A 20,445-nucleotide genomic window follows, 5' to 3' on the forward strand; every position below is an offset into this window, starting at 1 on the left:
ATTTTTGTTGTTTTATCCCGTATTTTATTTATAAATTGTTTGCTTGTATCATTTTTATGTTTACTTTTGCAACCGCAACAAGAGGTAAGGCGCTACCGTATCACCGCCTTACAATATAAATATGCAAACCCAATAAAAGAAATAGATTATGAATGCAGCTAAGGTATTAGAAGATTTGAAAAGACGGTTCCCCAATGAACCGGAGTATCATCAGGCAGTAGAAGAAGTGCTTTCTACCATTGAAGAAGAGTACAACAAACATCCGGAGTTCGACAAAGCCAATCTGATTGAACGTCTTTGCATCCCCGATCGCGTTTACCAGTTCCGTGTTACTTGGGTGGATGACAAGGGTAACGTACAAACCAACATGGGTTACCGTGTACAGCACAACAACGCCATCGGTCCGTACAAAGGCGGTATCCGTTTCCACGCTTCCGTGAACCTCTCCATTCTGAAATTCCTTGCTTTCGAACAGACTTTCAAAAACTCGCTGACTACCCTGCCTATGGGTGGCGGTAAAGGCGGTTCGGACTTCTCTCCGCGCGGCAAGTCAAATGCAGAGGTGATGCGTTTCGTTCAGGCTTTCATGCTGGAGCTGTGGCGCCACATCGGTCCCGAGACCGACGTTCCTGCCGGTGACATCGGTGTAGGCGGCCGCGAAGTAGGTTTCATGTTCGGCATGTACAAGAAACTGGCTCACGAGTTTACCGGAACCTTTACGGGAAAAGGCCGCGAATTCGGCGGCTCGCTGATTCGTCCGGAAGCCACGGGTTACGGCAACATCTACTTCTTGCTGGAAATGCTGAAAACCAGAGGTACAGACCTCAAGGGCAAGACCTGCCTGATTTCCGGTTCGGGTAACGTGGCTCAGTACACTGCCGAGAAAGTACTGGAGATGGGCGGCAAAGTCCTGACAATGTCCGATTCCGACGGTTACATATACGACCCCGCAGGTATCGACCGTGAAAAGCTGGATTACATCATGGAACTCAAGAACCTCTACCGTGGACGCATCCGCGAATATGCAGAGCAATATCCGGGCGTTAAGTATGTGGAAGGTGCACGTCCCTGGGGCGAAAAAGCAGATATCGCTCTGCCTTCTGCCACTCAGAATGAAATCAACGGTGACGATGCCAAGAAACTTATCGCCAACGGTGTAATGGCAGTATCCGAAGGTGCAAACATGCCTTCTACTCCCGAAGCTATCAAAGTGTTCCAGGAAGCCAAGATTCTGTATGCTCCGGGCAAGGCAGCCAATGCCGGCGGTGTATCGGTATCGGGCCTCGAAATGACCCAGAACTCCATTAAACTGGGCTGGAGCGCCGAAGAAGTGGACGAAAAGCTGAAAAGCATCATGAAGAACATCCACGAGGCTTGCGTGCAGTACGGAACGGAAGCCGACGGTTACGTAAATTACGTAAAGGGCGCCAACGTTGCCGGATTTATGAAAGTAGCCAAGGCAATGATGTCGCAAGGTATCCTGTAAGCAGGATGATTGTTACGGTATAATAAGAGGAAAGCATGTAAGATTTATCCGAATTTTGACATGCTTTCCTCTTTTTTTATCTGATAATATTGTTTACATTTACTTCCGTTTTCCAAAAACCAAAAAGTAAATGATATGAAACGATTACTTTTCCTTCTATTCAGTTGTGTCCTGTTTTTCCAACCTTACTGCCAGGCGCAGCCTCTCACATCCGAAGAAAGCCCTGTAACACTAAGTACCGCTACCGGCGACATCAAAGGCAGACTTCTCCTGCCTGCCAATGCCACAACCTGTCCCGTAGTGCTGCTTATCGCCGGTTCCGGCCCTACCGACATGGACGGCAACAATCCCATGATGAAAAACAATTCGCTGAAATTCCTTGCCGAGGGACTGGCACAGAAAGGTATTGCCTCGCTCCGTTTCGACAAACGCGGCATAGCCGGCAGCGCCGCAGCAGGCAAAGAAGAGTCCAAACTCTGCTTCGAGGATTATGTAAACGATGTGACGGGCTGGATAGACTTTCTTGCCAAAGACAAACGCTTCACCGGCATCACAGTGGCCGGACATAGCGAAGGCTCGCTCATCGGCATGCTTGCCTGCCAGAGTCGCCCCAAAGTAAAGAGTTTCATTTCCATTGCCGGCGCAGGCAGTCCGGCATACGAAATCATAGAAAAGCAAGTGGCTGCCCAAATGATGCCGGAGTCCATACGGAAAGAAGTGGCGGACATCAACCGCTCGTTAAGAAACGGAAAAGAGGTGGCGCAAGTTCCTGCCTATCTGCAGGCGCTGTTCCGGCCTTCCGTACAGCCCTACCTCATCTCCTGGTATAAATACAATCCGCAGACCGTCATCGCTTCCCTGAAAATGCCCGTGCTGATTCTTCAAGGCAAAAACGATATTCAGGTAAAGGAAGAGGATGCAATGCTGCTGAAGAAAGCATCTCCCAAGGCAGAACTCGTTCTGATAGACAAAATGAACCATGTGCTGAAAGATTGCGAAAGCACCGCACCGCAGCAACAAATGGCAGTGTACAATAATCCTTCACTGCCCGTCAATGCCGCGTTGATGAATGCAACCGTACGGTTCGTCAATAACAGCAAATAAAAAACAATAACAGATATGACAACAAAAGAAATTCCCGTACTGCTCCTCACCGGTTATCTGGGCAGCGGTAAAACGACGTTAGTAAACCATATTCTCGCCAATAAACAAGGCATCAGATTCGCAGTTATCGTCAATGACATAGGAGAGGTAAACATTGACGCGGACCTCATCCAAAAGGGCGGCATCGTGGGTAAGAAAGATGAAAGCCTCGTTGCGCTTCAAAACGGCTGCATCTGCTGCACGCTGAAAACGGACCTGATAGAGCAAATAGGCGAAATCATGCGGATGGAACGTTTCGACTATATCGTTATCGAAGCCAGCGGCATCTGCGAACCCGAACCTATCGCACAGACCATCTGCTCCATTCCCCGCCTGGGCGGCATGTACACCCAATACGGCATCTGCCGCCTGGACTGCATCACCACCGTAGTGGACGCCCTGCGCCTACAAGACGAGTTCTCCTGCGGCAACGACCTCACCCGAAAAGGGATTGACGAGGAAGACATTGAAAATCTTATCATCCAGCAGATTGAATTCTGTAATATCATTCTTCTGAACAAGGCAGCGGAAGTAAAACCCGAAGAGCTGGAACGCATCAAGCAGATTATACGTACCCTGCAACCCGCAGCCGAAATCATCGAATGCAATTACGCGGATGTGGATTTAAAGAAGATTATCCATACAGACCTGTTCGACTTCGAACGCGTGGCTACCTCGGCAGGATGGATTCGCGGGATAGAGAAACCAGCCACCGAAGAGGAAGAAAAAGAAGCGCACGGACATCATCATCACGAAGAAGGGCATGAGCATCATCATGAAGAACATGAACATCACCACGAAGAGCACGAGCATCACCACGAAGAGCACGGACACCATCATCATCACCATCACGAAGGGGGCGAAGTGGAAGAATACGGCATCGGTACTTTCGTTTACTACCGCCGTCCGGCATTCGACATTCACAAATTCGACCATTTCATCGCCACCAGATGGAGCCGCAACATCATCCGTGCCAAAGGCGTATGCTATTTCAGCCACAACCGCGACATGTCCTACCTTTTTGAACAGGCAGGCACGCAGAAACAACTGACCGAAGCCGGCCTGTGGTATGCCACAGCCCCCGAAGAAGACCTGATTGAACTGATGCGTCAAGAACCCGGACTGATGCGCGACTGGGACGAAAAATACGGAGACCGCATGCAAAAGATAGTCTTCATCGGCCAGCACATGGACAAAGAGCAGATTATACGCGACCTCGACGCATGCCTTGAGTAAGCCCATTTCCGTTTCCACCGGAGGAGACGGATGTTTCCCTTAAGGAAACGCCCGTTCCCCTTTAAGGAAACCTGAATTTCCCTGCGGGGAAACTGACGTTTCCCCCTAAGGAAACCGGAGTTCCCACCGTGTGGAAACTACATTGCGTTGCATTTCAACCGGTTATCCCTACCAATCATACCGTTCTACATACTCGTCAAAGTAGTCATCAAGCCGCAGGCCGAGAGCTTCTGCCTGGCTGATAATGTATTGCTGGGCAGCAGGATTGATAAGGTACTCTCCTTTACGGGCAAGGTAATAGTTCTTACGCCCGAAGTAGGAAATAAGCCGCAAGCGGAATGTGCCCGCCACCCGAACCGTGAGCAACTCTGCCACCCGGGTGAAGCCGCGGGCATAACGCACCGGCGTATTCGGACGGTAATATTCACACTTTCCTTTCATCGACTCCAGCTTCCGGGGAGTAAGCGTAGGCAGGAACGGATATTGCAGGGAAGCATTCTGCAAGGCTATATAGCGCAGGCAGGTAAAGCGTTTCGTACAACAGGCAGAGGCACATACACCGAAGTTGTGGGGCGCCTGTAAATTTTCCAAGTCATTCATTTATTTTACAGATTAGTTTGTCTCAACGCTTCATAGACAGCCGGATGCAGGAAATAACGCATGTCCCTGCCCTCTTCCATCGCCTGGCGGATAAAGGTAGAACTTATTTCGAATGTGGGCGAAGAGGCCAGTTTTACATTTTGAGGTAAAGTATTCCCGTCCACCTCATAACCGGGACGGGGATAAATAAGAATAAAGTTTTCCGCAAGAATACGCTCCGACTGATACCACCGGGAGAAAAGCTTCCAGTTGTCGGAACCTATAATAAGGTGGAAAGTGTCTTGCGGATAAGTCTGTTTTAATTTATCAAGCGTATGCACGGTGTAAGACGGACGCGGCAGATGAAACTCGAAATCGGAAGCCCGGAACTTGGGATAGCCTCCAATGGCAAGCTGCACCAGCTTCAGACGGAATTCATCGCTCATCAGAGAGGCTTCTTCTTTCAGCGGATTATGCGGAGTCACCATGAACCACACCTCGTCCAACCCTTCGTATTCACAAAGATAGTTGGCAAGCGCCAGATGTCCGATATGTACCGGATTGAACGAACCGCTGAAAATGCCTATATCCACTTGATAAATTGAAAATTAAGAATTAAAAAATACAGAAGGCTATGGTATCAAAGCTTTCCTTTCAGGCGTTTCCAACAGCCGTAAATATTTACGCCGCTTATGAACATCACAATAAGCATGGCCGCAGCCGGAGTGTACTCCTTCAGGTCAACATTCAATATAGCCAAGACGATAGCTCCCAAAAACAGAACGATATTCAGGACTAAGAGAACCTTATTGGCTCTCGGCGATAGATTTCTGCCTTTCGTCCGCTTCATCGGTTCAGGAATTGGGTTATCACTTTCAATGCCTCCGCTTTAGCCGTTTCCAAATCATCGTTTACAATGACCGTATCGAATTTCGGTGCAAAGCCAAGCTCGTATTCGGCCTTCGCCACACGGCTCTCGATAACTTCGGGAGCATCCGTGCCTCGGCCTATCAAGCGTTTGCGAAGCTCCTCCACCGAAGGCGGCTGGATGAAAACGGACAAAGCACGCTCGCCGTAGAACTTCTTGATATTGCAACCGCCCACTACATCTACATCGAATACAACATTCTGTCCGGCAGCCAATTGCTTTTCCACCTGTGCTTTCAGTGTTCCGTAGAAGCGGTCCTGATACACTTCCTCGTATTCCAGGAACTCATCGTTGGCTATGCGGCTCCGGAACTCATCGGGAGTGAGAAAGAAATACTCCACCCCGTTCTGCTCCGTGCCGCGCGGCGGACGGCTGGTTGCCGAAATAGAGAAAGCCAGATTCAGGTTCTGCGTCAACAGATAGTTGATAATTGTGGACTTGCCCGACCCGGAGGGGGCGGAAAATATAATCAGTTTACCCATCTGTGGTATTTACTATTTAACGGTTTACTATTTAATCCTCTAATTGGTTTGCTTTAACTTCATGTTGAAGCAAACTTATCATAAATTCATGCAACGTCCGGAACCGGTTCCTTACATCACGTTCAGGACCTGTTCCTTGATTTGCTCCAGCTCGTCCTTCATCTGCACTACAATCTTCTGCATTTCGGCATGATTGGACTTGCTGCCCAGCGTATTGATTTCGCGGCCCATTTCCTGTGCGATGAAGCCCAGCTTCTTACCTTGTCCGCTACCGCTTTCGAGCGTGCTGATAAAGTATTTCAGGTGATTGGAAAGACGTTGCTTTTCTTCGTTGATATCGAGTTTCTCGATGTAATAGATAAGTTCCTGTTCCAGGCGGTTCTTGTCATAATCCACACTCAATGTCTTTTCAAGCGCATCGGTGATACGGTCCTTTACCTTGCCTACCCGTTCCTGCTCGTAGGGAGCCACCGATTCGAGCAACCGTGCTATATTCTCTATCTTCTCACGGAATTTCTTTTCGAGCGCTGCGCCCTCCTGCTTGCGGAAGTCTATCAGATGATTGATAGCCTCTTCCACTGCCGCATGCACCACTGCCCATTCCTCATCGCTCAGCTCCTGTGTCTCATTCTTCGTCATTACATCCGGCATACGGAGCAGCGTGGCAAACCAGTCGGCAGGTTCGGGAATACCGGCAGCCGCAGAAATTTCCTTAATCCGTTTGTAATAGGCCTCCACCAATTCCTGATTGATAGGAGTGGCCAGTTGTTCCGCATCTTTCTTCTCAATCCAAAGGCTGAAATCGACCTTGCCCCGTTCCAGCATTTTGGATATTTCGTTACGGATTTCCATTTCCTTTTCCCTGTAAAGCGGAGCGATACGGGCAGATAAATCCATCGCTTTGCTGTTAAGCGACTTAATTTCAATATTGATTTTCTTATCGGACAGTTCGGCTGTTGCTTTGCCGTAGCCCGTCATAGATTGTATCATAATGTATAGTTTTATGCGACAAAGATAGCTATTCTCACTGATTATTTATTGCATTCACTGAGAATAATTTGAGCAATAGACAAATATCGCATGCACAACTTAGTATGCAATATTCACTAATTTTCTGAACAGATGCAAGCAAGCAGCCGGCAATTTAATCAATGAATCAGGAATGCAACGACAAACCATTCGGCAAACAACTTGTGTAATCGAAACAAATCACGTAAATTTGCCACAATAAAAATCAGAATAGAAGTTATGTCATGTATCTTGCATATTGAAACATCCACTTCGGCCTGCTCCGTAGCCGTGAGCGAGGACGGACAGAACGTTTTCAAAAAAGAAGACCTGAACGGGCCTTCACACGCCGTATCGCTGGGCGTATTCGTAGACGAAGCCCTGTCATTTGCCGACAGCCACGCCATGCCGCTGGATGCCGTTGCCGTAAGTTGCGGTCCCGGTTCGTACACAGGGCTACGCATCGGTGTGTCTATGGCAAAAGGTGTATGTTACGGGCGCAACCTGCCCCTCATCGGGCTTCCCACCCTGAAAGTGCAATGCGTTCCGGTACTGCTCTATCACGATGAGCTGCCGGAAGACGCCCTGTTGTGCCCCATGATTGATGCCCGCCGCATGGAAGTGTACGCCGCCGTTTACGACCGCGCACTGAAACCGGTACGCGACATTGCGGCAGACATTGTGGACGAAAACTCCTATCAGGAGTTTCTGGACAAGCAGCCCGTGTATTTCTTCGGCGACGGTGCAGCCAAGTGCAAGGAAAAGATTGTGCATCCCAACGCCCATTTCATCGACGGCATCCGTCCGCTGGCAAGCATGATGTTCCCGCTGGCAGAAAAAGCTATAGCCGAAAAAGATTTTAAAGACGTTGCCTACTTCGAACCGTTCTACTTGAAAGAATTCGTAGCAAGCCAACCGAAAAAACTTTTATAGCGATTATGGTTAGCGGTTAGTGATTAGTGATTAGCGGGCTGCGCAATTGGACCGTATAGCATTAATCACTAATCATTAACCACTAACCGCTAATCACTAACCACTAATCACTAACCGCTAATTCTAAAGAATATGCAATATAATACTCAACAAAAGCGGATGCCTTTGCCCGAATACGGGCGCAGCATCCAGAATATGGTAGACCATGCACTGACAATCGAAAACCGCTCCGAGCGCCAGCGTTGTGCAAATACCATTATCAACATCATGGGAAATATGTTTCCCCACCTTCGCGACATACCCGATTTCAAGCACAAGCTGTGGGATCATCTTGCCATCATGGCGGACTTCAAGCTGGACATCGACTATCCATACGAAGTTATCCGCAAAGACAACCTGATAACCAAACCGGAAACCGTTCCTTATCCCAGCACCAAAATACGTTACCGCCACTACGGCCGTACCCTGGAAGTGCTGATTAAGAAAGCCATCGACTTTCCTGAAGGTGACGAGAAGCAGAACCTCGTTGCACTGATATGCAACCACATGAAGAAAGACTATATGTCCTGGAATAAAGATACTGTCGACGACCGCAAAATAGCGGACGACCTTGCAGAACTGTCCGGCGGCAAACTGCAGATGACCGACAGCCTTCTCCGCCTTATGGCCGAACGGATCGAACAGAATTATCGGCCGAAGATGAATAACCAGAACAACAGAAACAACAACAGAAATAATAAAAGAAAATACTAAAATAGCGGTTAGTGATTAGCGATTAACGGTTAATATCATAGGACATCACCACGCTACCCTAATCACTAACCGTTAATCGCTAATCACTAACTACTAACCACTACTTCATGGCTTCATTTGTAATAGAAGGCGGACACAGCCTTTCCGGAGACATTTATCCTCAAGGAGCGAAGAACGAGGTGCTGCAGATTATCTGCGCCACCCTGCTCACTGCCGAAGAGGTGACGGTGCACAACATACCGGACATCCTGGATGTGAACAACCTGATTCAGTTGATGCGGGATATGGGAGTGAACGTATCGAAAAAAGGCATCGATACATATAGCTTTCAAGCAGCCAATGTTGATTTTGCCTATCTGGAGAGCGATGAATTCCTGAAAAGGTGTTCCAGCCTGCGCGGTTCGGTCATGCTCGTAGGACCGATGGTGGCACGCTTTGGCAAGGCTATGATTTCCAAACCGGGCGGAGACAAGATAGGCCGCCGCCGTTTGGACACCCATTTCATCGGCATACGGAATTTAGGTGCAGAATTCGTTTACAATGAAAGACGGGAAGTTTACGAAATATCCGCCCGGCAATTGCAAGGCAGCTATATGTTGCTGGACGAAGCATCTGTAACGGGCACTGCCAATATCGTAATGGCAGCAGTATTGGCCAAAGGTAAAACAACCATTTACAATGCCGCCTGCGAGCCTTACATACAACAGCTATGCCGGATGCTGAACCGCATGGGTGCAAAGATAGAAGGTATCGCTTCCAATCTGCTCACCATCGAGGGAGTGGACGAACTGCACGGAACAGAGCATACCGTTCTTCCGGACATGATTGAAGTGGGAAGCTTCATCGGCATGGCAGCCATGACGAAAAGCGAGCTGACCATCAAGAACGTTTCGCACGAAAACTTAGGTATCATCCCCGACAGTTTCCGACGTTTGGGTATCAAAATGGAACAACGGGGCGATGATATTTATGTGCCTGCCCAGGATACTTATCAGATAGAATCCTTCATTGACGGTTCTATCATGACAATAGCCGATGCGCCCTGGCCCGGACTGACGCCGGACTTGCTGAGCGTACTGCTGGTAGTTGCCACACAGGCGAAAGGCAGCGTGCTGATTCATCAGAAGATGTTTGAAAGCCGCCTCTTCTTCGTGGACAAACTGATAGACATGGGAGCGCAAATCATTCTGTGCGACCCGCACCGCGCCGTAGTAATCGGACATAACCACGGTTTCAAACTGCGTGGCGGCAATATGACGTCCCCGGATATCCGTGCCGGTATTGCTCTGCTGATAGCCGCCATGAGCGCCGACGGCATCAGCCGTATTCATAACATCGAGCAGATAGACCGGGGGTATCAGAATATAGAAGGACGGCTGAATGCAATCGGAGCAAGAATAACGAGAATATAAGGAAGTGACAAGCAACAGACAAGGCGATAAAACGATATGATACGAAAAGAAGAAGTATATAAAATAGGTATATTCAACAAACCTCATGGCATTCACGGAGAATTGTCATTCACCTTTACGGATGATATTTTCGACCGTGTAGAGGCCGAATATCTCATCTGCTTGTTGGACGGTATATTCGTACCGTTCTTTATCGAAGAATATCGTTTCCGCTCAGACACTACGGCTCTCGTCAAACTCGAAGGAGTGGATACGGCAGAACGCGCACGGATGTTTACCAACATTGAGGTTTATTTTCCCGTGAAGCATGCCGAGGGAGCCGAACCGGGAGAACTCAGTTGGGATTTCTTCGTCGGTTTCCGTATGGAAGAAGTACACCACGGCCAACTAGGTGAAGTGACGGATGTGGACACCTCTACCATCAACACTCTGTTCGTGGTAGATTATAAAGGAGAAGAATTGCTGATTCCGGCACAGGAAGATTTCATTATGGACATCGACCAGAAGCATAAGGTTATCACGGTGGACCTGCCGGAAGGATTACTTGCTTTAGACGATACGGAAGAAGCGTGAATAAGGCGCGAAACGCAAAGTTCAAATTATAAATAGAAAGTTTATAAGTGGCAGCAAATAAGAAGAAAAAAAGAAGAAAAGCCTTTTGGAGTAATATCAAGTTCAAATACAGACTGACCATTACGAACGAGAATACCCTTGAGGATATTGTCACCTTACGTGTGTCCAAACTGAACGGAATCTCCGTATTGCTTTCCGTACTGACGGTACTCTTTCTGATTGCCTCCCTGATTGTTGCCTTTACCCCGTTGCGCAATTATCTGCCCGGATACATGAACAGTGAAATTCGTGCGCAGGTCGTGGAGAATGCCCTGCGTGTAGACTCGCTCCAGCAACTCGTAGACAGACAGAATCTGTACATAATGAATATCCAGGACATCTTTCTGGGTAAAATCAAAACCGACACCATCCATTCCATCGACTCCCTGACTACCGTACGGGAAGATTCGCTTATGGAACGAACGCAACGCGAGGCTGAATTCCGCAAACAGTACGAGGAAACGGAAAAATACAACCTGACGAGCATCGCCTCACGTCCCGAAGTAGACGGACTGATATTCTACCGCCCCACCCGCGGCATGATTTCATCTCCTTTCAATGCCGAAAAGAGGCACTTCGGAACGGATATAGCCGCCAATCCGGGAGAAAGCGTATTGGCAACCCTGGACGGAACGGTCATTCTGAGTACCTATACAGCCGAAACCGGCTATTTGATAGAGGTACAGCATAACCAGGATTTCGTATCCGTCTACAAGCATTGCGGCTCTTTGTTGAAACGCGAAGGCGACACCGTAAAAGGCGGAGAAGCCATTGCCCTGGTAGGCAACAGCGGACAACTGACTACCGGACCGCACCTGCACTTCGAACTGTGGCACAAAGGAAGGGCGGTAAACCCGGAACTCTATATCGTATTTTAAAAGTATAAAGCATTAAGTATAAGATATAAACCTGAAAGCATAAATTATAAGACTGATGAAGAAACAAATTGCCATACTTGGCTCTACCGGCTCTATTGGTACACAGGCATTACAGGTCATAGAGGAACATCCCGACCGATACGAAGCCTATGTACTGACAGCCAACAACCGGGTAGAGGATTTGATTGCCCAGGCACGCAAGTTCAAGCCTGAAGCAGTGGTAATAGCAAACGAAACGAAATATCAACAACTGAAAGACGCACTTGCCGACCTCCCCATCAAAGTGTATGCCGGCGAAGAGGCCTTATGCCAGATTGTGGCGGAAAAACCTATCGACATGGTACTGACAGCCATGGTAGGCTATGCCGGGCTGAAACCGACTATGAACGCAATCCGCGCACGCAAGACGATAGCCCTCGCCAACAAGGAGACATTAGTCGTGGCGGGCGAGCTTATCAACGACCTGGCACGTTTCAGCGGTACTCCCATCTTACCGGTAGACTCCGAACATTCTGCCGTGTTCCAGTGTTTAGCCGGAGAAATGGGTAACCCTGTCGAGAAAGTTATACTGACAGCTTCCGGCGGCCCGTTCCGTACCTGTACAATGGAGCAGCTTGCCACCGTAACCAAAGCACAGGCTTTGAAGCACCCCAATTGGGACATGGGAGCCAAAATTACAATAGACTCCGCTTCCATGATGAACAAGGGGTTTGAAGTGATTGAAGCAAAATGGCTGTTCGGTGTACGCCCCGACCAGATAGAAGTAGTGGTGCATCCGCAATCCGTCATTCACTCAATGGTGCAGTTTGAGGACGGAGCAGTAAAAGCGCAGCTGGGAATGCCGGATATGCGCCTGCCCATTCAGTACGCATTCTCCTATCCGGAACGCCTGAAAGCGTCTTTCCCCCGGCTGGACTTCAAATTGTGCACGGACCTGACATTCGAGCAGCCGGATACGAAACGTTTCCGCAACCTGGCGCTGGCATACGAAGCGCTGCACCGTGCAGGAAACATGCCATGTATCGTCAATGCAGCCAATGAGGTGGTGGTAGCCGCTTTCCTACGGGACGAAATATCATTCCTCGGCATGAGCGACGTAATCGAGAAGACAATGGCGCGCGTATCCTTTATACAAAAACCTGCTTACGAAGATTATGTGGCAACTGACGCAGAAGCCAGACGAATAGCAAAAGAATTGATAGTTAAAAATTAAATTGCAAATAATAAAATAGTAAATAATTAGATGGAAACATTCTTGATCCGTGCCCTGCAACTTATAATGAGCCTTTCATTGCTCGTAATAATCCATGAAGGCGGGCACTTCCTCTTCGCTCGTTTATTTAAGACACGAGTGGAAAAATTCTGTTTGTTCTTTGACCCTTGGTTCACCTTGTTCAAATTCAAACCGAAAAACAGTGAAACGGAATATGGTATCGGCTGGTTGCCTTTAGGCGGGTACGTCAAAATTGCAGGTATGATAGACGAGTCTATGGATACCGAGCAGATGAAACAGCCCATGCAACCGTGGGAGTTCCGTGCCAAACCGGCATGGCAGCGTCTGCTGATTATGATAGGCGGCGTACTGTTCAATTTCCTGTTGGCATTGTTCATCTACTCCATGATACTCTTTGCGTGGGGAGATGAATATGTACCTTTGCAGAAAGCCCCGCTGGGTATGGACTTTAATGAAACAGCTAAAGCAATCGGTTTCCGTGACGGCGATATATTGGTATCCGCCGACGGCGTACCTTTTGAACGCTATGGTGGCGACATGCTGACAAGCATCGTCGATGCACGTCAGGTCAGCGTATTGCGTAACGGGCAGGAAGTATCCGTGTACATCCCCGAAGATATGATGGAACGCCTGCTTGCCGACAGTGTCCGTTTCGCTTCATTCCGCTATCCGTTTGTCATCGACAGCATTATGCCGGGACAACCTGCCGCACTTGCCGGATTACAACCGGGTGACAGCATCACTCAATTGGATGGACGTAACATCGCTTACTTCGACTTTAAGGAAGAAATGCTGAATCGCCAAAAAGCAGCTAACGACAGTACCAGCCGTCTTCTCACCCTGACTTACGTCAGAGCGGGGGTAGCGGATACCGTAAAGCTGACTACAGATTCTTTATATCAAATCGGTGTCGCTGCATCCCTGCAGACAAACAAGCTGTTGCCCGTTGTCAAGAAAGAATATAGTTTCTTCGCATCTATCCCGGCCGGGGTTACCCTGGGAGTAAATACGCTGAAAGGTTATGTCAGCCAGATGAAGTATCTTTTCTCTAAAGAGGGCGCCAAACAGCTTGGCGGTTTCGGAACAATCGGCAGCATCTTCCCTGCAACATGGGACTGGTATCAGTTCTGGTACATGACGGCATTCCTTTCAATCATTCTTGCTTTCATGAACATTCTGCCTATTCCGGCATTGGACGGCGGACATGTCCTGTTCCTCATCTACGAGATTGTAGCACGTCGCAAACCCAGCGATAAGTTTATGGAGCGTGCTCAAATGGTAGGTATGTTCCTATTGTTCGGCTTGCTGATTTGGGCTAACTTCAATGATGTGCTCAGATTCTTCTTCTGATGGTTAGGATATAAAAAACACATCGTCTGTTTGACTATAACAGACGATGCGTTCAGTAGTAACAGATGGTGCATTCCATATAAACGCACCATCTGTTTTTTTATATTTTTATACCAGGTGTGCAATCCACTCTTCACGGTCGCCCGGCAGAAGGTCGATAACCGGAATCTCAACCATTGTATAGCAACCCGGTTGCTGACGCATTGCAGCACGTGCCACACATACCAGCACTTGCGCAGTAAGCGCCGGGTTATTGATGCGCATGTTGAATTCGAACAGTTGGTTCTGTGTTTTTCCGGAAACACCCTTACGGGTCAGGTTTACACCGTGTCCCATATCAAGCAGTGCATCTACGCTCGGAACAAGTTTCACATGCGTTTCGTCATTTACAAAATATGGATCGGCTTTGATGGCGGCAGCTACTTTGTCAAATTCGTAACCATCGTTCAGTTCGATATAGACCATACGGCGATGTATGCCCGTACCGGTAGGAATCGTCATTGAAAGAGCGGCTTTTACACCCTCGATAGCCTTTACTGCCACCGTATGTCCCATACTCATACCCGGACCGAAGTTGGTATAGGTAATTCCCTTCGGCGCAATAGCCTCCAGCAAAGTACGCACAACAGAATCGCTTCCCGGATCCCAACCGGCAGAAATAATAGAAACAGTGTTATGTGCTTTTGCCTCAGCATCCAGTGTACGGCGCAATGCCGGAATGCCGGTATGAATATCGAAGCTGTCCACTGTATGGATGCCAAGTGCCAATATCTCTTTAGCATATTTCTCAACGCTACGCGTAGGAGTACAAAGGATGGCCACATCCACATCCTTCAACTCTTTGATATCTTTCACTACGGAATATTCACTCAATTCTGCAGGACGGTTCTCTGCCCCTGCACGACGTACTACTCCTGCGATTTCAAAATCGGGAGCTGCCTGTAATGCCTCAAGTACAAAATGTCCGATATTGCCATAACCCACGATGGCTGCTCTTACTTTTTTCATCTTTTTATCGGTTTTAGTTATCAACTTTCTATTTTATGAGCGCAAAAGTAAGCATTTTAATTTATAACTTAACTATAGAAGCCCTCAAGTTTCACAGAGTTTTTCTTTTTTTAGAGACTAAAAGTCAATAATAATTCCTACATTCGCAGAATTAGGAATAATAATCATATGATAGAATACATTAAAGGTGAAATTGCCGAGCTGAGTCCGGCAAGCGCAACTATAGACTGTAACGGTTTGGGATATGCCGTAAATATTTCCCTGAACACATATGCTGCCATACAAGGAAAAAAAAGCTGCAAGCTATATATCTATGAAGCTATCCGCGAAGACGCCTATATCCTTTATGGTTTTGCAGACAAGCAAGAGCGTGAGCTGTTCCTTCTGCTGATTTCCGTATCAGGCATCGGCGGCAATACGGCCCGCATGATTCTTTCGGCTTTATCGCCTTCCGAATTGATAAATGTTATCAGCACGGAGAATGCCAACTTACTGAAAACGGTGAAAGGAATCGGTTTAAAAACAGCCCAGCGTGTGATAGTCGATTTAAAAGACAAAATAAAAACCTGTGGAATGGCTTCCGGAGCGGTTGACATAACCGGTCCTGCCTTTACCGCCGCCAATGCACAAGTACAAGAAGAAGCCGTAGCCGCCCTTACAATGCTGGGATTTGCACAAGCTCCTTCACAAAAAGTAGTAACGGCTATTTTGAAGGAAGATGCCAATGCACCGGTAGAACAGGTTATCAAACTGGCTCTGAAAAGATTATAGTCCATACATATTATTCATACATTAAAAGTAAACAAGCAATGAAGCCAGTTCCTATTCCCATGAAACAATGGTTGGCTGCCAACGAACGTACACGTGTACTACCCGGCGACCAATGGTATCTCAATTTTTCAACAAGTATCCTATCGTTAGTAAAGCAATCTCCTCTATTCAAGGAAGATGACTATGCGCAGAAAGATGCCACAGTATCACTCACTATGTATTTTCAGGATGTAATTGCCCAGACCGGCGGTTGGAAGACATTCACCGAATTATACTACAAACAGTATAATACCTACCTTCCCTTCTATCCGCTATCCGACAGCTACATCCCCGATGAAATCAATCCGGAAGATATAGCATTTGTACTGTGGACATTAAAATCACACTTCGCACTCTATGGACCGGATGAATATACGTTACAAAATCCGTATGATAAGGACTTGTTGGCTTTAGCTCAGGAAGCTTATAAAATGATGGACGAAAAATTTGAAGAAGCGCCTATCAATGAAAAAACTTCTTCTTTTTTATGGGTAATGGGACCGGATTTGTTAGATATGCCCTTTGTTCCTCTTCCCGAAATCACTCCTGAAACAAAACTGAGCAAGGATGTGGAGCATTGTCTGGAATACAGCGGTGGCAAACCTTTATTATATTTTGCTACCTATAAAGAACTCTGCAAATTCTTTGTTGAAGTTCTAAAATGGGAAAATACCCGTTCTGCTTTACTTCCTGACTTACAGTACAAGAAAGAATTCGTAATATACGCCAATGCCAAAGGTATGCTAATAGCCCACGATGTAGCTGCCTATTTTTGTGAAGAGCACAACCCGATGTACAATGCCAAACGCGCTGCTGCCGAAGGCTACAAACTCTTTTGCCGCCCGGGAGCCTGCCCGTTCGACTTAATAAAGTACGGTATGCTCAAAGGAATATTACCCGATGTGCAATTTCCATTTGACAACGGCAAAGAAATACTACAGCAAAATTGGGACTTTATCGCCCGTTATTATCTATGTGAATATTATGAAGGGGAATAAAAACGCACAATCGCACCCTAACCGGAACAAAAAAGCCAAACCGACAGGAAAAAGAATCGGAAAATCAAAACCGTCCAAGGCTAATAACCAATTAAACAGAAGGGTGAAGTAAGCGGTTAGTGATTAGTGATTAGCGGTTAACGATTAGCGACTGTCATGCGACGTAATTACCAACCTAATCACTAACCACTAATCGCTAATTATCCATCATAATTCTATGATTTCTTCTTTGCACAAAGTCAGTTTCTCAAGGCCGTCGGTGGTTACTGCCCATGAGTTTTCAATTCCGACAGGACCTATACCGGGTAAAACAATCTTGGGTTCCAAAGCAAAAACCATACCCGGTTCCAATTCCTGCTTCATACGAGGAGCCAATACAGGCATTTCATTTATTTCCAAACCAATGCCATGCCCTATGAATTTTGCCTTTTGGTCTACTCCCATAAAATAATCCGCAAAACCGGCTTTCGTTACTATTTCAATAGCCTTGTTATACATATCTTCACAAACAGTTCCCGGTTTTGCCATTGCCACAATCTCCTCTTGTATTTCTAAACACGTCTGATGTGCAGCATAGGCCTGTTCCGGCAACTTGCCAATGGAGAACACACGGCTCATATCGCCCATGTAACCATAGAAGTTTCCACCCATATCCACCATGAAACATTGCCCCGCTTGCAGGAGAGTGCCGCTCACGCCACCGGGCAATGAAGGATCAAGCCCTTTGCCGCCCAATGCAAAATCATACGGAGAAGGAACCGCTGCATTGTCACCGGCCAAAAGACTTCCCATGAAGATTTCCATACTCTGTCCGAATACGCGGAAAATACCCAAACAACCTTCCAGACGCATCAACCGTTCTATTTCAACAGATAATTGACGGTCGGTCATTCCCGGCTGATAAACCGAGGGAATCTGTTCGTATGCCTTTGTATGGGCAGCTCCGGAACGACGGAACATTTCGATTTCCATCGGAGTTTTTACGCTTCGTGCCTGACGAATCAACGCAGTGCCGCAAGGCACGACCTCTGTTTCGGGAAAGCAGGCAGCCAAACGATTATATTCCGTAAAGGGTAGTTCGTCACCCTCCAGCATCAACTTGACCGGCAAAGGAAGACCGCATTCTTTCAATAATCCGGTTATTTGCTCCGGCTTACGGATAGGATGAATATGCTCGCCCTCAATATCGTTAGGGCGCTTTATGAACAAACGCGCAGGAGCATTCAACGGCAGATATAAATAGCCGCTTACTACGCAACCATACGTATAGATTAAGTTTACATTGCAGGTAATAAGTGCCGCATCGATACCTTGTTGGGCCATGAGGGCACGTATCTTATCACGTCTTAATTTTAATTCCGGTTGTAACATCTCTTAGTTATTTATAAATTTCGAGCAGCAAAGGTAATAATTTTAGGTGCAATGGAATTACTCTTCGGGCACATAAATAATCTCGCCGTTATCCAACTCATAAGCAATCCCTACCTTTTTGCCTTTTTTACCGCTTTTGGCATCCTGATTCTCCGACGGAGTATATTTATTGATTTTCTGACCTTCTTTCGTAATAATCTCCATGTTCTCTTTTCCAGGATTCTTTACCATAGTGAAATCTTCCTGACTGAACATCTCGGTCATATTGTAACGACTCACCAATGCAACCATAAGTGCTACGGCAAATACCATTGCAACATCGAAAAGATTGCTTACCACACTCATCGGGTCGCTATCTTCTTCTTTTCTCAGCAAACGCCTTTTCATTATTCTTTTTGATTTTGGTTTAACAATTCAGAGAGAAATTCGAGATTAGTCATATCCTGCAAATACCAACGCTGCTTGACTTGCTGTGTTATAAACCCGATAGCACTGGAGAACAGCCCGACAACCGTAGTGGCAAATGCCACCTGCATATTGTAGGCCATCGAGGCAATGTCACCGGTGGAAAGCCCTACAAGTGCCGGACCCATTGGAATCAGCGTTCCCATTAATCCCAACATCGGTCCCATTTTGGTTAGAGTCTTGGATATTGCCAAATCTTTATCCGCCGCTATCTCAAAATCGGCAAGCAGGCGCTGCACGTGCGCCGGACTGTCTTTCATCTCGATAATACGGTGAATGTAAGCAACCACCAAAGAGTTGTTCTTCTTGGAGAGGTGTCCGCCCAGCTCCGAAACTGTTTCAGGAGTCAGTGCATCCAACTCCTTGCGCAGCAAGGCATCGGTCTTACGGATAGCCAGGTATTGCCCGAAAAAATTTCCGAGGAGCAAGACCGAACGTCCGAAAAGAATAATCAACAATACGATAACAGGAACCAGAAGCCCTGTAGATATCCAATAGAGAATGTCTGAAATGTAATTCATAATTTTTATTTAATTAGTTAGTTTGTCTCATTAGTGTCCCGTTAAAATGGGACGAGTTAAACAATTAATCAAAAAGCCCCGGAATCAGGGGATCATTTAGATCTTTGACATCATTGAAATTAGTCTTGTCGAACAGGTCACGCAAGTGGGTTTTGTCAGTCAATGATATGCTGAGAATTTGTAAAACTTCATAGGTTGAACGTTTCAACTTCATATCATGTTGGACAATAGCCACAAGACAGTACGTGATAATAGCCACACTGATTTGTATGCGAACAGCGTTCTCTGTTGTGCCCCAGAATTTCTTTATCTTGAGATGCTGCTTGAGCCATTTGAAGAACAGCTCGATTAACCATCTTTTCTTATAAAGATCGGCGACATCCAGTGCAGAAAGTTGTTTTGCATTCGTCAAAAAAGTGAACTCACGGTCATCCTCTTCGTCGTAATATCGGACGAGTCTGAATGACTCAGGATATTTTTTCTCGGAGAGATATCCGGTCAGTTTCACTTCCGCATCTGTCATTATGTTCTTTGGCATTCTTCGCTTCCATCTGACTGTCTTATACTTTAAGTTCGTCTTGGCTCTGACAACAAAGAAAGAGTCTGTAAGATGTATCCTATAGAGTTCTTTAAAGGAGTCATAAGCCCTGTCGAATATATAATAAGCATTTGGTTCATAATGGATTGAAGACATTGCTGTGGAATCATGCTTTGATGCAGTAGTTACAGTATAGAAGGCAGGAACTTGTGCTTCAATGTCGTATAAGACATGAGCTTTCACCCCTCCTTTCTTGCTTCGGAACTTTGCCCATGGGAATGTTGCAAGACACAACGGAATCGTTGTTGAATCAAACGCATATTTCTTTCCGGAAATGTCAAGGATGTTGGTCGTCCGCTTCTCGCAGGCTTCCTTCATCATATAGAATGCAAAGTCTTCGAAGATTCTGTAATCACGGTTCTGGTTCGCTGTCGCAAGAGTTGTCTTGGCTATCGGTTCACGACCTAAACCAAGATGATATTGCTTGGCCCTATGCGCCTCGAAAGCAACGACTAAGTCTCGCAGGCTCTCACGGTTACTCAGTTGTCCAAACATCATCGCGAGCATCTGATTCCAGCAAGTGAAATGTTTCACATATCTGTTGCCATCATACTTGCGAACATAGTTGTTGAACTGAGTCCTGTTCAGAAAAGCGGTTAATTGAGAGAATACGTATTTGTCTTGGAACATAGCAGCCATT

The 20,445-nt window shown here is 46.8% G+C and carries 22 protein-coding genes; 12 read left to right on the top strand and 10 right to left on the bottom strand.

Annotated elements, in window-relative coordinates:
* The first annotated feature begins 148 nt into the window (after positions 1-148).
* The 3 genes from NQ565_RS16205 to NQ565_RS16215 all read left to right on the top strand — a co-directional run bounded on the left by NQ565_RS16205 (position 149) and on the right by NQ565_RS16215 (position 3,865).
* The gene (locus NQ565_RS16205) at positions 149-1,486 is read left to right on the top strand and encodes an NADP-specific glutamate dehydrogenase (protein ID WP_005657039.1); all 1,338 of its coding nucleotides are present in this window, start codon (positions 149-151) and stop codon (positions 1,484-1,486) included.
* Between the two features lie 135 nt (positions 1,487-1,621).
* Positions 1,622-2,590, top strand: a complete 969-nt coding sequence (locus NQ565_RS16210; RefSeq protein WP_005657041.1) for an alpha/beta hydrolase — start codon at positions 1,622-1,624, stop codon at positions 2,588-2,590.
* Between the two features lie 15 nt (positions 2,591-2,605).
* Positions 2,606-3,865, top strand: a complete 1,260-nt coding sequence (locus NQ565_RS16215; RefSeq protein WP_005657043.1) for a GTP-binding protein — start codon at positions 2,606-2,608, stop codon at positions 3,863-3,865.
* A 168-nt stretch (positions 3,866-4,033) separates the two neighbouring features.
* Here NQ565_RS16215 and NQ565_RS16220 read toward each other — a convergent pair whose 3' ends face one another.
* The 5 genes from NQ565_RS16220 to NQ565_RS16240 all read right to left on the bottom strand — a co-directional run bounded on the left by NQ565_RS16220 (position 4,034) and on the right by NQ565_RS16240 (position 6,844).
* The gene (locus NQ565_RS16220) at positions 4,034-4,465 is read right to left on the bottom strand and encodes a DUF6078 family protein (protein ID WP_005657045.1); all 432 of its coding nucleotides are present in this window, start codon (positions 4,463-4,465) and stop codon (positions 4,034-4,036) included.
* A gap of 5 nt (positions 4,466-4,470) precedes the next feature.
* Complete coding sequence (gene nadD, locus NQ565_RS16225; RefSeq protein ID WP_005657047.1) at positions 4,471-5,037, bottom strand: nicotinate (nicotinamide) nucleotide adenylyltransferase; 567 nt, start codon at positions 5,035-5,037, stop codon at positions 4,471-4,473.
* Between the two features lie 47 nt (positions 5,038-5,084).
* Positions 5,085-5,294 carry a hypothetical protein gene (locus NQ565_RS16230; protein WP_005657049.1) on the bottom strand — a complete coding sequence of 70 codons (210 nt, stop codon included), beginning with the start codon at positions 5,292-5,294 and terminating at the stop codon, positions 5,085-5,087.
* Positions 5,291-5,854 carry a guanylate kinase gene (gmk, locus tag NQ565_RS16235; protein WP_005657051.1) on the bottom strand — a complete coding sequence of 188 codons (564 nt, stop codon included), beginning with the start codon at positions 5,852-5,854 and terminating at the stop codon, positions 5,291-5,293. The genes NQ565_RS16230 and gmk overlap by 4 nt, the downstream gene beginning before the upstream one ends.
* A 111-nt stretch (positions 5,855-5,965) precedes the next feature.
* A complete protein-coding gene (locus NQ565_RS16240; RefSeq protein WP_005657052.1) occupies positions 5,966-6,844 on the bottom strand; it encodes a YicC/YloC family endoribonuclease in 879 nt (292 codons plus the stop codon).
* A 258-nt stretch (positions 6,845-7,102) separates the two neighbouring features.
* On the opposite strand from NQ565_RS16240, the gene tsaB reads away from it, so the two are divergent.
* From tsaB to rseP, 7 genes are all read left to right on the top strand, one after another.
* Positions 7,103-7,795, top strand: coding sequence for a tRNA (adenosine(37)-N6)-threonylcarbamoyltransferase complex dimerization subunit type 1 TsaB (gene tsaB / locus NQ565_RS16245; protein WP_016661749.1), 693 nt, complete (start codon positions 7,103-7,105; stop codon positions 7,793-7,795).
* 132 nt (positions 7,796-7,927) lie between these two features.
* Positions 7,928-8,548 (top strand): DUF4290 domain-containing protein, encoded by a 621-nt coding sequence (locus tag NQ565_RS16250; protein WP_005657058.1) that lies wholly within the window; start codon positions 7,928-7,930, stop codon positions 8,546-8,548.
* A 107-nt stretch (positions 8,549-8,655) separates the two neighbouring features.
* On the top strand, positions 8,656-9,960 hold the full coding sequence (gene murA, locus NQ565_RS16255; RefSeq protein WP_005657059.1) for a UDP-N-acetylglucosamine 1-carboxyvinyltransferase: 1,305 nt from the start codon (positions 8,656-8,658) through the stop codon (positions 9,958-9,960).
* 36 nt (positions 9,961-9,996) lie between these two features.
* The gene (gene rimM, locus NQ565_RS16260) at positions 9,997-10,533 is read left to right on the top strand and encodes a ribosome maturation factor RimM (RefSeq protein WP_005657061.1); all 537 of its coding nucleotides are present in this window, start codon (positions 9,997-9,999) and stop codon (positions 10,531-10,533) included.
* 47 nt (positions 10,534-10,580) lie between these two features.
* Positions 10,581-11,450 (top strand): M23 family metallopeptidase, encoded by an 870-nt coding sequence (locus NQ565_RS16265; protein WP_005657063.1) that lies wholly within the window; start codon positions 10,581-10,583, stop codon positions 11,448-11,450.
* 55 nt (positions 11,451-11,505) lie between these two features.
* Positions 11,506-12,663, top strand: coding sequence for a 1-deoxy-D-xylulose-5-phosphate reductoisomerase (locus NQ565_RS16270; protein ID WP_005657066.1), 1,158 nt, complete (start codon positions 11,506-11,508; stop codon positions 12,661-12,663).
* Between the two features lie 30 nt (positions 12,664-12,693).
* Positions 12,694-14,034, top strand: coding sequence for an RIP metalloprotease RseP (rseP, locus tag NQ565_RS16275; protein WP_005657069.1), 1,341 nt, complete (start codon positions 12,694-12,696; stop codon positions 14,032-14,034).
* A gap of 108 nt (positions 14,035-14,142) precedes the next feature.
* Here the strand turns inward: rseP and NQ565_RS16280 are convergent, their stop codons facing one another.
* A complete protein-coding gene (locus NQ565_RS16280) occupies positions 14,143-15,042 on the bottom strand; it encodes a diaminopimelate dehydrogenase (protein ID WP_005657071.1) in 900 nt (299 codons plus the stop codon).
* A gap of 168 nt (positions 15,043-15,210) precedes the next feature.
* Between NQ565_RS16280 and ruvA the strand changes: the two genes are divergently transcribed.
* Both ruvA and NQ565_RS16290 read left to right on the top strand, forming a co-directional pair.
* On the top strand, positions 15,211-15,813 hold the full coding sequence (gene ruvA / locus NQ565_RS16285) for a Holliday junction branch migration protein RuvA (protein WP_005657073.1): 603 nt from the start codon (positions 15,211-15,213) through the stop codon (positions 15,811-15,813).
* A 38-nt stretch (positions 15,814-15,851) separates the two neighbouring features.
* A complete protein-coding gene (locus tag NQ565_RS16290) occupies positions 15,852-16,850 on the top strand; it encodes a DUF3843 family protein (RefSeq protein ID WP_005657075.1) in 999 nt (332 codons plus the stop codon).
* A 207-nt stretch (positions 16,851-17,057) separates the two neighbouring features.
* Here the strand turns inward: NQ565_RS16290 and NQ565_RS16295 are convergent, their stop codons facing one another.
* The 4 genes from NQ565_RS16295 to NQ565_RS16310 all read right to left on the bottom strand — a co-directional run bounded on the left by NQ565_RS16295 (position 17,058) and on the right by NQ565_RS16310 (position 20,435).
* Positions 17,058-18,221 carry a M24 family metallopeptidase gene (locus NQ565_RS16295; protein WP_005657076.1) on the bottom strand — a complete coding sequence of 388 codons (1,164 nt, stop codon included), beginning with the start codon at positions 18,219-18,221 and terminating at the stop codon, positions 17,058-17,060.
* Positions 18,222-18,278: 57 nt separating this feature from the next.
* The gene (locus tag NQ565_RS16300; protein WP_005657078.1) at positions 18,279-18,608 is read right to left on the bottom strand and encodes a DUF2149 domain-containing protein; all 330 of its coding nucleotides are present in this window, start codon (positions 18,606-18,608) and stop codon (positions 18,279-18,281) included.
* Positions 18,608-19,207: a MotA/TolQ/ExbB proton channel family protein gene (locus tag NQ565_RS16305; RefSeq protein WP_005657079.1), complete on the bottom strand. Its 600-nt coding sequence runs from the start codon at positions 19,205-19,207 to the stop codon at positions 18,608-18,610. The genes NQ565_RS16300 and NQ565_RS16305 overlap by 1 nt, the downstream gene beginning before the upstream one ends.
* Positions 19,208-19,271: 64 nt before the next feature.
* Entirely contained in the window at positions 19,272-20,435 is a 1,164-nt protein-coding gene (locus NQ565_RS16310; protein ID WP_016660807.1) for an IS4 family transposase, read from the bottom strand.
* Positions 20,436-20,445: the final 10 nt, after the last annotated feature.

Origin of the sequence: Bacteroides stercoris ATCC 43183 (assembly GCF_025147325.1) — a bacterium.
Classification (GTDB): Bacteria; Bacteroidota; Bacteroidia; order Bacteroidales; family Bacteroidaceae; genus Bacteroides; species Bacteroides stercoris.

Excerpts from the sequence above, each read along its gene's own strand:
- NQ565_RS16205 (WP_005657039.1), top strand. The coding sequence starts at position 149 with ATGAATGCAGCTAAGGTATTAGAAGATTTGAAAAGACGGTTCCCCAAT.
- NQ565_RS16210 (WP_005657041.1), top strand. The coding sequence starts at position 1,622 with ATGAAACGATTACTTTTCCTTCTATTCAGTTGTGTCCTGTTTTTCCAA.
- NQ565_RS16215 (WP_005657043.1), top strand. The coding sequence starts at position 2,606 with ATGACAACAAAAGAAATTCCCGTACTGCTCCTCACCGGTTATCTGGGC.
- NQ565_RS16220 (WP_005657045.1), bottom strand. The coding sequence starts at position 4,465 with ATGAATGACTTGGAAAATTTACAGGCGCCCCACAACTTCGGTGTATGT.
- NQ565_RS16230 (WP_005657049.1), bottom strand. The coding sequence starts at position 5,294 with ATGAAGCGGACGAAAGGCAGAAATCTATCGCCGAGAGCCAATAAGGTT.
- gmk (WP_005657051.1), bottom strand. The coding sequence starts at position 5,854 with ATGGGTAAACTGATTATATTTTCCGCCCCCTCCGGGTCGGGCAAGTCC.
- NQ565_RS16240 (WP_005657052.1), bottom strand. The coding sequence starts at position 6,844 with ATGATACAATCTATGACGGGCTACGGCAAAGCAACAGCCGAACTGTCC.
- tsaB (WP_016661749.1), top strand. The coding sequence starts at position 7,103 with ATGTCATGTATCTTGCATATTGAAACATCCACTTCGGCCTGCTCCGTA.
- NQ565_RS16250 (WP_005657058.1), top strand. The coding sequence starts at position 7,928 with ATGCAATATAATACTCAACAAAAGCGGATGCCTTTGCCCGAATACGGG.
- murA (WP_005657059.1), top strand. The coding sequence starts at position 8,656 with ATGGCTTCATTTGTAATAGAAGGCGGACACAGCCTTTCCGGAGACATT.
- rimM (WP_005657061.1), top strand. The coding sequence starts at position 9,997 with ATGATACGAAAAGAAGAAGTATATAAAATAGGTATATTCAACAAACCT.
- NQ565_RS16270 (WP_005657066.1), top strand. The coding sequence starts at position 11,506 with ATGAAGAAACAAATTGCCATACTTGGCTCTACCGGCTCTATTGGTACA.
- rseP (WP_005657069.1), top strand. The coding sequence starts at position 12,694 with ATGGAAACATTCTTGATCCGTGCCCTGCAACTTATAATGAGCCTTTCA.
- NQ565_RS16280 (WP_005657071.1), bottom strand. The coding sequence starts at position 15,042 with ATGAAAAAAGTAAGAGCAGCCATCGTGGGTTATGGCAATATCGGACAT.
- ruvA (WP_005657073.1), top strand. The coding sequence starts at position 15,211 with ATGATAGAATACATTAAAGGTGAAATTGCCGAGCTGAGTCCGGCAAGC.
- NQ565_RS16290 (WP_005657075.1), top strand. The coding sequence starts at position 15,852 with ATGAAGCCAGTTCCTATTCCCATGAAACAATGGTTGGCTGCCAACGAA.
- NQ565_RS16295 (WP_005657076.1), bottom strand. The coding sequence starts at position 18,221 with ATGTTACAACCGGAATTAAAATTAAGACGTGATAAGATACGTGCCCTC.
- NQ565_RS16300 (WP_005657078.1), bottom strand. The coding sequence starts at position 18,608 with ATGAAAAGGCGTTTGCTGAGAAAAGAAGAAGATAGCGACCCGATGAGT.
- NQ565_RS16305 (WP_005657079.1), bottom strand. The coding sequence starts at position 19,207 with ATGAATTACATTTCAGACATTCTCTATTGGATATCTACAGGGCTTCTG.
- NQ565_RS16310 (WP_016660807.1), bottom strand. The coding sequence starts at position 20,435 with ATGTTCCAAGACAAATACGTATTCTCTCAATTAACCGCTTTTCTGAAC.